We start from the raw sequence: 14,477 nt of genomic DNA, 5'->3' as shown, positions 1-14,477 counted from the left end.
TCTTAACAAAAAATAATATAAAATATATTAGCAATTCTAAGAATATTAAATATTCACAAAAATAATGAATCATTAAATTAAAAATTAATATAAATAGTGAATAATATTTTTAATAAATTTCTTACATAATATAAGATATCTAGGGTATAAATACCTTAATAATATAGAAAACAAATAACTAATATACTTTTAAGGTATATTAGTTATTTGTTTTCTCAATGTTAGTATATCTATAATCATTAATATTACTATACAATTTTTTAATATAGCTAATCAGTGTGTGATATTTATATATCCATGCTATTTTATTATTAACTTTAAAATATTTTTTATATAAAATCATTACATGATAGATCAATAGATAAAATCTGTAGGTACAAATAATATAAAAACTTAATATATTATTAAACAATAGATTAGCATAGATCACTTTTAAACATAAATAATATGTCTCAAACTTCATTTTTTAATAAAATATTTAAGTTTTAAAATATTTAGAAGTGTAAAAATATTACGCAAAATTAATTATTCAATATTAAAGGAAGAATAATATAGAGTATGGAATTGATTTATTATATTATTAACTATTACTATAAAAGATTAATAATGCAGATATTAATAAATTCTTAATTATATTTTATGTATAAAATATAATTAAATTAAAAATTTTGCATGCTTATTTATTTTAATATGAAATTAATACTAAAGTAGTAATATTAACTTTTAATGTACTATAAATAAATTATAAAATATTATTGATTTTGTTTGATACATTTAAATTAGAATGTATATTATCTCTATTTTAAGAATACGCTAAAAGCATTTTAAATATGAAATAAAGTATTATGCATTAATATGCAACTTCTAGTTGACGTAAACTTAATATCTAGATATTTATTACTAATAAAATATAAGGTTTAAATTAAATAAATATTAAAATTTATGCAGTAATTAATTGTTACTAAATAAAAAAACAAAATTGTATGATACATAGTTTCATTTGGTATCATAAACATGAAATACTAATCTAATTGTTGTAAATTCACACGTAGTTCTTTTGGTATTTTAAAATAAACCTTCTCTTTAATACCTTTTATTTCAATCGAATTACCCCCTTTTAAAATCTTTAGATATTTTATAACATTTTGGACTAAAATTTCTGGAGCAGAGGCCCCTGCTGTCACACCTATACAGTCTACATTTTTTAGCCAATCTTCTTGAATATCTTTAGCAGAGTCAATTAAAAATGCTTTTACTCCAGCGCGATGTACTAATTCAACTAAGCGGGTTGAGTTAGATGAATTTTGCGACCCCACTACCAAGATAACTTCAGACTGTGTAATTAAATTGCGAATAGCCTCCTGACGATTTATAGTTGCATAACAGATATTATCTTGACGTGGACTACTAATATTTACAAAACGTTTTTTCAAGGCAGAAACAATATCTGACGTGTAATCTACAGAAAGAGTGGTTTGCATCATAAAACATAGATTGTTTTCATTTCTAACCTGTAAATTCCAAACATCCTCTAGAGACTCAACTAAATATATTCCTCCTTTTTGATTATTATACTGACTCATAGTTCCTTCAACTTCTGGATGCCCAGCATGCCCAATTAAAATAGCTTCCATACCTTTACGACTAGCACGGGAAACCTCCATATGCACTGTAGTCACGAGAGGGCAAGTAGCATCAAATATCATAGTAAGATTTCTAGATTTAGCTTCTTTACATACGATCTTAGATACACCATGAGCAGAAAAAATAAGAATTGAATTATCTGGAACTTCACTAATTTTTTCAATAAAAATCACCCCTATCTCACGCATTGTATTGCTTATATACCGGTTATGTACTATCTCATGAAAAACATAAATAGGAGAACCATAAATTTTTAAGGCACGCTTTACAATACTAAGAGCACGATTTACACCAGCACAAAAACCACGTGGATTAGCTAATAAAATCTGCATACACATCTCCATATTTTATAGGTAAAACTTGAGAAGTTCTTCCCATATAATAATCGTTATATACTGTAATATAATATAAATACTAGGTATTTTTTAAATTTCTATTTCAAAACATACTTAAATTGTAGAAGTATGGTGGTATAACAACTAGAAAAGATATAATAACTCCTTATACCAATAATTAATAAGATATGATTAAATCATATTTACCTTTATTATTTTTTATATCTTAATTTATATTGCTTATAAAATATTTTTAAGAAAATTATTACTATTTTAAATTAAAAACTTTATTTTAAACTAAATCATATATATGACACTTTATATTTTTCCTAAATAAAATAGGTTTTATTATACTAATAATATGTAGAACAATACGTTCTAAATTTATATAATTATATTAAATTTTCTCTCTCTTTATTGAACTATTTTGTTTTTTTCAAATAGCATTAATATTACACCTATACAAATTGCACAATCAGCTACATTAAAGGTAGCAAAATGCCAAATGCCAATATATAAATCAATCATATCTATAACAAACCCATGTAAAATACGATCCAGTAAGTTACCCCACGCACCACCTATAATTAATGCATAAGAGATGCTTTTTAGTGTCTGTGTCGCGTAAGAGCGATACATTAATACCAAAAATAATACACATATTACAATAGCGATATTAATAAAAAACCCGTGTTGCCAGCCGCTGCTTGTAGCTAAGAAGCTAAAAGCGGCACCATAGTTACGAACATAGTGTATATTTAATAATGGCAATAAAGCTCTAGTGCTGCCTAAAGATAAGTATTTAAGAACAAGGTGCTTACTATATAAATCTATTATTAATACGATGAGTGATAACCAGAGCCATCGCAATCCTGTATGCATAATTAATTGTTTCATTTAAGATGATATTATACAAATTTACGTTTTTCACCATAACCTATGAGGTTAGATTCACACCTTATACATAAGTCCGGATATCTAGTATTACGGTAAATTTCTGTATAGAAGTGCCAACAACGAGGACATTTATGACCTTCTGCCTTACTCAAAGAAATCTTTAAACCTTTTACAATATCAGATTGTAAAGCTCTCTCTGGGGCGCATGCTAATGGCATAACCTGTGCCCCAGAGGTAATAAACACAAAACGTAATTCATCTTGCAGACTATTTAATTGAGTCATTAAATTATCGGTAGTATATAATATTACTTTACCTTCAAGAGAACTACCAATAAACTTATCTTTACGCGCTTGCTCAATTACTTTATTAACTTCACTGCGAACTTTTAACAATGTAGCCCAAAATTTATTATTCATTAATCCTGTATCACTCAAACTAAATAATCCTTTATACCATTCTTCAGTAAAAACAAAAATGGAGCGCTCACCAGGAATATAGTTCCATAACTCATCGGCAGTAAAAGATAAAATTGGAGCTATCCAACGTACTAATGCCTCAATAATATGAAATAGTGCAGTCTGGCAACTACGGCGCGATAAACTATTTGCTTTAGAAGTATACTGACGGTCTTTAATAATATCCAAATAAAAAGAACCCATCTCTACTGAACAAAAATATAAAAGGCATTTAATAAGTCCATGAAAATTATAGCTATCATAAAATTCTATGATTTTTTTTTGTATTTTCATTGCACGTTCAACTGCCCAACGGTCTAGTAATACCATATCTTCTGGCTTAATCATATGCTTTATAGGGTTAAAACCATTTAAATTAGCCAGCAAAAAACGCGCAGTATTACGAATACGACGATAAGAGTCTACAAAGTTTTTTAGAATCTCATGTGATACTACAATTTCACTGGTATAATCGGTAGACGCAACCCATAAACGAAGAATATCACCACCTAATTTTGTTATTACATCCTGAGGATTAAATGTGTTACCTATTGATTTAGACATCTTACGCCTTTCATGATCCACTGTAAAACCATGTGTAAGTACCTGACGATAAGGAGCCTTACCTTTTATAGCGGTAGAAATTATTAGAGATGACATAAACCAACCGCGATGCTGATCAGAACCTTCTAGATATATATCTGCAATATCGCCATGAAATTCAGGACGCACATCAACTACGGAAAAATGAGTTGAGCCAGAGTCAAACCATACATCTAAAATATCAGATACTTTTTCATACTGTTCTGACTCTGCACCTAGAAAATTTTTGATATCTAAATCCCACCATGCCTGAATACCTGATTTTTCAACAAGCTGAGCAACTGATTCCATAAGTTCTATAGTACGCGGATGTAGTTTATGCGTTTTTTTATGAACAAATATAGACATTGGAACACCCCAAGTACGTTGACGCGAGATACACCAGTCAGGGCGGTTAGCTACCATTGTTTCTATACACAATTTACCCCACGATGGTATCCATCCGCTAAATTTATTTTCTTTCAAACCTACTTGTTCTATTTTATTAATATTATCTAGAGCTTGCTTACGCAAATCTTTATGATCCATACTAATAAACCATTGTGGAGTAGCACGAAAAAAAATAGGTTTTTTATGACGCCAACAGTATGGATAACTATGGTGTATTTTTTCAACATAAAGTAGTGTTTCATACTTTTTAAGTAGATCTACTATAACATCATTAGCTTTTAATACAAAAAGACCATCTAAAATATGCATTCCAGAGTCAATATTATAAATGTAACAACCGTCTGGACCAACAGGATTAAGAGTTTCTAACCCATATTTCTGACCTACTATATAGTCATCAGGACCATGAGCTGGTGCAATATGGACAGCACCTGTTCCCTCCTCACGCATGACGTGTTTACTTAAAACTATCGGTACATTAAAAGACATAAAAGGATGTCGTACATACTGCTTCTCTAAGTTAATACCTTTACAACTACCTAAAATAACCCAAAAGGTATTACCTATACTTTTCATAACTTTATTAACAAGATTAGTAGCGATAATTAAACATTCTGTTTTTATTTGAACTAATTGGTATTCATACTCAGGATGTAGAGCAACTGCTCGATTAGCTGGTATTGTCCAAGGAGTAGTAGTCCAGATTAGTAAATAACATTTACCTTTAGCATTTTTAACACCAAATTTATTTAAAATTTCTTTTTTATCAACAGCAAAAAAACGAACATAAATAGATAATGATATTTGATCTTGATACTCAACTTCGGCTTCAGCTAAAGAAGAACGACATTCTGGACACCAATGCACAGGTTTAGAACCTTTAATTAGATGACCATTAGCAATAATTTTAGCTAACGCACGAATAATATTAGCTTCTGTCTCAAAAGCCATTGTTAAATACGGATGATCCCAATCACCTAAAACACCTAGACGCTGGAAATCAGCCTTCTGGCTTTTAATCTGCTCATAAGCATATTCACGACATTTAATACGAAACTCGGCGGCACTAAACTTCTTTCCTGGCTGACCAATTAGTTGCTCAACTTTTAGTTCAATTGGTTGTCCATGACAGTCCCACCCAGGAATATAAGGAGAATCAAAACCACTAAAACCTTTAGATTTTATAATAATATCTTTAAGAATTTTATTTACTGCATGACCAATATGAATACTACCGTTTGCATAAGGAGGACCATCGTGTAAAATAAAAGTTTTTTTACCTTTTTTTGCTTGACGTATTAAACCATATAGATCTTTCTCATACCAATGTTGCAGAATCAAAGGCTCACGTTTAGAAAGCTCTCCGCGCATCGGGAACCCTGTTTGTGGTAGGTTCAGACTACTCTTGTAATTACTCATTATATTTTAGTTCCGTTTTTAGCGATATATATAATTTAACAAAGAGTAAACTAAAAATATTATTTTATTTTACTTGGGTATATAAATATTAAATAGGTATATCTAGTCTAAAAAATTCACGTGTCATTAAAAGATCATGAAATATCTGTTGCTTTAATTCGTCAAGAGAAGCAAAATACCGTTCATTACGCAACTTTGCGCGCAGAACAACATGGACGTGTCGTCCATAAAGATTCATTGTAGTATCTAATAAATGTACCTCTAATTGTTGGCGTATTCCAGCAAATGTTGGGCGAGTGCCAATATTTGCAACACCTGGTAATGGTCCTGAGGCTAATCCATAAACATCTACTACATAAACACCGTGTACTGGTGCTATAATACATCTTAATGGTAGATTAGCAGTTGGAAAACCAATTGTCCTTCCAATTTTATCACCATGTATAATACGTCCGGAAATGCTGTATGGATGCCCTAACATGCTTTCAGCTAGATCTAATCTATCTTCCCGTAACGCCTGTCTAATAGATGTACTACTAATACGTTTATTATCCTCACAAAAACTCTCAGAATTATTAACAGTAAAACCAAACTTAGATCCTGCCTGCTGTAGTAACTGATAATCACCCTGACGTCCTGCACCAAAACGAAAATCATCACCTATAATGAGGTATTTGACACTAATTTTTTCAACTAGTAAATACTTAAGAAAATATTCTGCTGAATAAGCTGCAAAATTAAGATTAAAGCGCACGCATAAAAGATAATCTACCCCTTCACTTGCAAGGTAATGGTATTTATCGCGCAACTGAGTCAGCCTGGCTGGCACTTGATTTACACCAAAAACTTCTAATGTTTGAGGTTCAAAACTCATAACCATAACTGGTAGTCCTAAAATTTTTCCCTGTTGTTTTAAACGACCCAGTAAAACCTGATGACCTCGATGTACTCCATCGAAATTACCAATAGTTAGAATACAGTTATGATGACGAGGTCTTAGATTATGAATGCCACGAATTAACTCCATATCACGCTCAAAATTTTTAATCATCTTCTTGATGACTTTTTTATCTATATATTGATATTTAACAGTAATATGACTACTTAAAAGTAATATAGTAAAAATTAAGTAAAATAGGTTTTATTTTTAATATAATATTGAAAGTATTTTACTGTTTTTTTTAAATTATCTCTATTCCTTTTAAAAATACTTACAATATAAATGATATTTAATGAATGATATTTATGATGTATTTGCTAAATAATAATTAAAGTCGCAATTACTATTTACTAGTATAAAATAAAAAAATAAATTACACTATAATCTCCTATAGGAGGATAAATACACTTGTAATAAAAACTATGAATTACTTTTATTAATATTTAGATGAAATCTATAATTTTATAAGTTTTTAGATAAATATACATACTAATCTTACATTTTATAATTTTCAAAAATTAAAATATAAATATTTATTTTAAATAAGTATATTTTTAAATAAATTTGAGATACTAAATATTAGTAAAATTTATATTTTTATAAAAAATCATATAATATTGTATGATGTTATATGATTTTTTATAAATCTAGCAGTTTTATAATATACTTGTCGTATATTACTAGCAATTAAAATTAATAGGTTTATTTTTTAATATGTTTTGATGTTATTTGAATAGTGCTAAGGTTAAGCTAACTCTATAAAATATTTAAATTTTAGATATTAAGATGAATAGGTGAAATTAAGAGATGAAAATAATGTGGCGATGATATTTATATAGCTAAAACTAATAAGTTACAAGTTAACTCAAGTCTAGATAAAGGTAGTACTAAATATAGAATAATATTTTTTTAATGAGATAGATATCAATATATTTAAGTTTATATGTATTTATTATCTTTATTTTAATTTATTACGATTCGATTACTTAATGTTCTATTTATCATAATCTTAATAACAAGAGGAAGTATAAATATTACTATATAAATATCAATAAACATATAGAAATGATTTTAATATCACAATAATATTTTAAAATAATATTAAGTTAATATATCCTAAAATATCATTAATTTTAAGATATATTAGAAATTATTTAAATATTTTAAGGATTATTTTTATTATTATTTATAATATATCTTTTTATTTTTTTAATTATATATTACTAGATATATTATCTTTCTATAAGAATAGTATAGGAGGATTTTATTAAAAATAAAAATATTACTCATCAATTTATATGTATGATTTTAAAAAATTATTAACTATATTTTTATCTTAAGTAAAATATGATGTAATTAAATAATTAAAATTTTTTTTTAAATTGTATACTAAAATAGTAAAGCCATAAAAATTAATATAGCAAAATGTGTTTTAAATAACTTAATGAGAATATAATGGGTAAGAATATCATTGTACTAGGAACCCAATGGGGTGATGAAGGTAAAGGAAAAATTGTAGACCTATTAACAGAAAAAGCTCAGTATGTTGTGAGATATCAGGGCGGTCATAACGCAGGCCATACACTAGTAATTAATGGTACAAAAACTATTCTTCATTTAATTCCATCAGGTATTTTACATGAAAATGTCATCAATATTATTGCAAGTGGTGTGGTATTATCACCTAATGCATTAATAAATGAACTTACCGAATTAGAAATGCACAATATTCCTGTACGCGAACGCCTATTAGTATCCGCAGCCTGTCCTTTAATACTGCCATATCATGTATCTTTAGATAAAGCGCGTGAAAAATCTCTTGGTAAAGCAGCCATAGGTACAACAGGTCTAGGTATTGGTCCTGCGTACGAGGATAAAATAGCACGTCGGGGTCTACGCGTTGGTGATCTTTTTAATAAAAAGATTTTTGCAAGTAAATTAAAAAAAAATATAGACTATTATAATTTTCAACTAGTGCATTATTATAAAGTTAACTCAATCATCTATAAAGATGTACTTAATGAAATTCTCTCTGTGACTGATATTATAACCGCGATGACAGTTGATGTTGCTGGCTTACTTTATAAAGCAAATAAACGAGGTGACTTCATTATATTTGAAGGTGCACAAGGTACTCTACTAGATATTGATCATGGTACTTACCCATATGTCACCTCTTCTAATACTATTGCAGGTGGTGTAGCTACAGGATGTGGAGTAGGACCACTCTCTATTAATTATATACTGGGTATTACTAAGGCGTATTCTACTCGTGTAGGTGCGGGTCCTTTTCCAACTGAACTATATGATGAAGTAGGGGAATTTTTATTTACTAAGGGTCATGAATTAGGTTCAACTACTGGTCGTCATCGTCGTACTGGATGGTTAGACACTGTTGCTCTTCGACGCGCTGTAAAACTAAACTCTTTATCTGGCCTGTGTATTACTAAATTAGATGTTTTAGATGATTTAGATGAAATAAAGATCTGTGTAGGATATCGTATGCCTGATAGTAGTGAAATTAATACCATTCCAATAGATCCTACAAGTTGGGATGATATTGAACCAATCTATAAAATAATGCCCGGATGGGTAGAACCTACCTTTGGTGTAAGAAAATATAACAAATTACCACTTGATGCGATAAAGTATATTAAATATATAGAAAAAATAGTAGGTATACCTGTTCATCTAATTTCTACTGGACCTGATCGTAAAGATACTATAATTTTATATGATCCATTTAACTAGTTAATGAGTTATTATGCTGTATCTTTTATAAGATAAGTTAAAATAACTAAAAATTATTATTATATAACTCTAAACCCATAGTAACATATCTGTTAAAGTTATGTTTATATAGTAATTAGAATTACACTTCTAAGTACAAAATTATAATACTCCATGTTATACTACGACTAAAAAAATAAAATAAAGAAAAAATGTTTATATATTATTAGTGGTTCATTTAACTATATTATAAGTATTTATCATCAAGTTGATTAATATTTTACTTATAAAGTATAATTACAGAATATCTATAAATAATAAACTAGGTTAGTAATATAAAGCATATCTTTATCTTATAATATATCTTCTACTCAACTTATAAAATAATTCCTTTAAATATTGATAGGTGAATACTACTTAATACACAATATTAATAGTTTTTTATAATAAAAGGTGCTGTATTATTTAAAGTTTATTATCTAGATCGTATCATATAATATGATAAAAATAAAAAAATAATATAAAGCCACTATAAATATTTTATGAATTATCAGTAATGTTTATAGCTTTTATGTTAGAAGTATAAAATAAATTTAAAAAATTTAATTACTTATTATATTCTTTACCTAACACATAAAAACAAAGTATTTTGATAAAATCACAATAATACAAATTATATGAAAGTATTTTAGTATATAAAAGATTAAAAATATATTTTAAAAATATAAAGCTTTATTATTATGATGATAAGTGCTTTTTAATAAAAAGGTAAAAATATAAGATATATAGTGTGTTAATTAATATTTATTAAATTTTATTTATCTATAGATAGCAATATTATTGAATGTAGTGTATTGCTATATAAAAAATTATACAGAGGTAAGTATATTTTAGATGAAATATTATAGCTTTATTTAAGTAATATTATATTTTGTATTTAAAATGTTATAATAAAATTTATAGGTATTCTCTCAGTAAAGTATAAAATAATAAATAAAAAAATTTTAATTAAATGAATATAAAATAAAATAGTATAAACACATGAAGTGACTAGATAGTTATAAAATAAAGTAATAATCAAAAAAATTACTCAATAGAGATTAAAATATATCTATATAATTAACTATTTTAATAATTGATTATATAGATATATACAAATAATTATTTGATATTAATATAGTAACAATTTACTCATTAAGTACAATTAAAATATAAAAAGTTTTTTTAGTATCTTAAGATATATAAAATTCTTTAATGTATAATAATAGTATTTTACATATTTATCTAAAAATACTCGATATGGTTCATCAGGGCTATATATGGTAATGTCTTAATACTTTATTAAAGTACATATATTATATAGTAATATTGTTACTTGATAAAGTAAAGTATTTATTTTATTGTATTTTACAAAAGTTTTTTTATCAAAAAAAATATATACTCTAAGAATGATCAGTACTATTGAGATAAAATTAACATATATTTTATAGAAGGTATTAAACGTCAAATAAAACAATCTATTTTAATTAGTATTGATACTTATTTGTAAGTGTGTTAAGCCAAGCGATTAATATTATTAGTTAGGGCTTTATATGAATAACAATAAACATCTTCAGATAATAATAAGATTATTATCTTATATAATATATTGGTAGTATTATTTTCCCCTAATAAAAAAATAATAGTTTTAATCAGTTGTAATTAAACATAAAAAAATTATACAAGATACTTCTATATTTAAAAATAAAATTGAATAAATTATTAAAATAATTATTTTAATAATAAATATCTCTTAGCAAAATAAGATAGATCAACCCATAAAAATTAATATAGGGTTATATATAAATATACTACTTAATATAATTTAATTGTATATATAGTTATTTTTATAATATAGTAAGAAATTTTAAAATCTTAAGGTTTTATATAGAAAATATTATATTTTAAATATATATAAAAAATATAAATAAAAAACTTTATTAAAAATAATTATATTATTTTATATTAAATAAATTTATTATAAAGTTTTTAACTCATTTCTGATGAAAATAAAGTTACAAGTCTTTATCACTATTAATTAATAATTATTACATTAATATTTATTAATAATTAGTTAAGCTGCTTAATATATTTATTTTTTATAAAATAATTAACAATGTAAATAAAATTTATTGATTATTTATCTAATCCTTACAGAGTTATTAATTTATTATTTAATGTTCAAACATTGCAGAAATAGATTCTTCATTGCTTATACGGCGTATTGCTTCAGCCAACATACCAGACAAGGTAAGAGTATGTACTTTATCTAGAGATTTCATTTCTTCAGATAAAGGAATGGTATCGCAGACAATAATTTTATCTATAACAGATTTTTTGATATTACTAATCGCATCACCAGAAAAAATTGGATGAGTTGCATAAGCGAGTACACTTTTGGCACCACTTGCTTTTAATGCCTCAGCGGCTTTACATAAAGTACCACCAGTATCTATCATATCATCAACAATCACACAGTCACGACCAGTTACATCACCGATAATATTCATAACCTGAGATATATTAGCTCTCGGTCTACGTTTATCAATTATAGCCATATCAGTATCGTTTAATAGTTTAGCTATGGCGCGAGCACGCACTACACCACCTATATCCGGAGAAACTACCATCGGGTTTTTGAGATTCTGTCGTAACATATCCTCCAGGAGAATAGGACTACCGAATACATTATCTACCGGTACATCAAAAAAACCTTGAATCTGTTCCGCATGCAAATCTACGGTAAGTACGCGATCAACACCTACATTTGATAAAAAATCAGCTACAATTTTAGCAGTAATTGGTACACGAGCAGAACGTACACGACGATCTTGACGAGCATAACCAAAATAAGGAATTACTGCAGTAATACGTCCTGCAGAAGCACGGCGTAATGCATCAACCATAACTACTAGCTCAATTAGATTGTCATTGGTTGGCGCACATGTAGATTGGATAATAAAAATATCGCCACCACGTACATTCTCGTTAACTTGTACACTAACTTCTCCATCACTAAATCTCCCAACAGCAACATCACCTAGATTTGTATATAAACGATTAGCAATACGTCGTGCTAATGCAGGGGTAGCATTACCAGTAAAAAGCTTTATATTAGGCATAATAATACTTCTAGGTTTATATATAAAAAATAGTAGATACCCCTTTTATTAAAGATTAAGAGGGTAATAAATCATAATTCTATCTAATTAGTAGAAGTTTATAATTCAAATAATTATATCAATTATATAAGAAATAAATTTTATATCTTTAAGTAATATATTATAGTGAAAATTTATAAAATATAGTTATTAGATATTTATAACAAATTTTATAAAATTAAGACCCTATATACTATTATATTATTTTTTTACCACTTTAAAAATAAATAAGATTTCAAAATATTTAAGGGAAGTTTACTATATAAAACAAAATACTACATCTATCAAATTCATACAATAATCATATATTATATTTTAAAATTAATAATTTTTATATATATTATTAATAAATATTCATAAATTTATTCTTATTTTAATTAAGTAATATATATATTTTTAATGATAAATATAATGATATTTGCGCATTATCATAGTTTTAATTAACCAAAATATAAGTCACATACACACTATATAGTGATCATTAAAAATATTTTTTAAATTTTATAAAATTTTATTAAATAAGATAAATTGATGTATTATAGACAAATAAGTATAGAGGTAGATAAATATATCTTATAGATTTTATCTATATACTTGGAGTTTTAATAAAATTACATTTTATATTTTATCTATATATATTTAGTAAATTTAATTTTTTCATAATAATCTATTTGATAAAAATATTTTTTTTATCTTAGATATCTTATATTACTAATAATATTATAGTTAATATAATATTTTCTTATATACTACAAAAATAATATTTATTAGTATAGGAAATTATTTCATTCTTATAAAGCGTTACTTTTACACAAACAGTTTAATTTACTTGCGATCTTAATGAACATCAAAATAGTACTAATAAATTAGTATGGTTATAATATAAAAATTAAATCATATAAGACTGCTTTGTAGATAATTTGATTAACTTAAAAAGAGAAATACCTTCAAATGATATTTTGTAACTCTTATTTTATAAGAAACAATATTGTTATTTATAAAAATATTTTTGAGAAAAAATTTGTAACGGTGATACATTAATACCCCGCGCAACAAAAGCTTTAATCCCAATAGGTGCTTGTTTAAGTACCTGTTGGGCCGATTTTTTTGTATCAAATTCAGCAAAAACACACGCACCTGTACCGGTTAAACGTGATGTTGCGTATTGTGATAACCATAAAATGACTTTATCAACTTTACGAAACAATCTCCTTACAGTAATTTCACAATCATTTGAATACGGTATACGCAAAAGTTCCCGTAAAGAACGTACCGGAGAGTCTCTTTTTAAATCTGGATCTCTAAAAATTAAAGCGGTAGAGATATTAATATTTGGATTTACAATAAGATACCATCGTTCTACAGGATATACAGGATACTTTAATCTTCCCACTCCTTCTGAAAAATATGCATGACCATTAATAAAAAAGGGTACATCTGCACCTAACAGTGCACCTAACTTAATTAATACATCATGACTCAAATTAGCTTGCCATAATTTATTTAGAGCAACAAGTATGGTAGCTGCATCTGAAGAACCTCCACCTAGACCTGAACCAATTGGAATATTTTTTTTAAGTAAAAGATCTGCACCATGGTAGGAAAAATAATTAGGTAATTGATCACGCAGTAATTTAGCAGCACGAATAATTAAGTTCTCATTATTAGGTATACCTATGATAGGTGTTAGTAAATTTATTTGACCATCAATACGTGGAGTAATCATCAGTTGATCGCCGTATTCTAAAAACTGGAATATAGTTTGTAGATTATGATAACCATTAGTACGACGGCTATTTATATAAAGAAAAAGATTTATCTTAGCCGGTGCAGGCCAAATACTACTGGTAAAAATCATTTT

At 26.6% G+C, this 14,477-nt stretch carries 7 protein-coding genes; 1 reads left to right on the top strand and 6 read right to left on the bottom strand.

All coding sequences use genetic code 11. The features are described from left to right. Positions 1-1,022 precede the first annotated feature (1,022 nt). The 4 genes from ispH to ribF all read right to left on the bottom strand — a co-directional run bounded on the left by ispH (position 1,023) and on the right by ribF (position 6,773). Entirely contained in the window at positions 1,023-1,976 is a 954-nt protein-coding gene (gene ispH, locus K0T98_RS00515) for a 4-hydroxy-3-methylbut-2-enyl diphosphate reductase (protein ID WP_225639470.1), read from the bottom strand. 417 nt (positions 1,977-2,393) lie between these two features. Beyond that, entirely contained in the window at positions 2,394-2,876 is a 483-nt protein-coding gene (lspA, locus tag K0T98_RS00510; RefSeq protein ID WP_225639469.1) for a signal peptidase II, read from the bottom strand. An 11-nt stretch (positions 2,877-2,887) separates the two neighbouring features. Further along, positions 2,888-5,746, bottom strand: a complete 2,859-nt coding sequence (gene ileS / locus K0T98_RS00505; protein ID WP_225639468.1) for an isoleucine--tRNA ligase — start codon at positions 5,744-5,746, stop codon at positions 2,888-2,890. Between the two features lie 88 nt (positions 5,747-5,834). Further along, positions 5,835-6,773 (bottom strand): bifunctional riboflavin kinase/FAD synthetase, encoded by a 939-nt coding sequence (ribF, locus tag K0T98_RS00500; protein WP_225639654.1) that lies wholly within the window; start codon positions 6,771-6,773, stop codon positions 5,835-5,837. Positions 6,774-8,141: 1,368 nt separating this feature from the next. Between ribF and K0T98_RS00495 the strand changes: the two genes are divergently transcribed. Then, positions 8,142-9,437: an adenylosuccinate synthase gene (locus K0T98_RS00495; RefSeq protein ID WP_225639467.1), complete on the top strand. Its 1,296-nt coding sequence runs from the start codon at positions 8,142-8,144 to the stop codon at positions 9,435-9,437. A 2,192-nt stretch (positions 9,438-11,629) separates the two neighbouring features. Here the strand turns inward: K0T98_RS00495 and K0T98_RS00490 are convergent. Next, on the bottom strand, positions 11,630-12,577 hold the full coding sequence (locus K0T98_RS00490; RefSeq protein WP_225639466.1) for a ribose-phosphate pyrophosphokinase: 948 nt from the start codon (positions 12,575-12,577) through the stop codon (positions 11,630-11,632). 1,030 nt (positions 12,578-13,607) lie between these two features. Further along, complete coding sequence (ispE, locus tag K0T98_RS00485; RefSeq protein WP_225639465.1) at positions 13,608-14,474, bottom strand: 4-(cytidine 5'-diphospho)-2-C-methyl-D-erythritol kinase; 867 nt, start codon at positions 14,472-14,474, stop codon at positions 13,608-13,610. Positions 14,475-14,477 lie beyond the last annotated feature (3 nt).

It is taken from the genome of Candidatus Profftia sp. (ex Adelges kitamiensis), from assembly GCF_020342455.1.
Lineage (GTDB): Bacteria > Pseudomonadota > Gammaproteobacteria > Enterobacterales > Enterobacteriaceae > Profftia.
The sequence above is the reverse complement of the archived record's forward strand: the minus strand, read 5'-3'. Positions and strand labels throughout refer to the sequence as shown.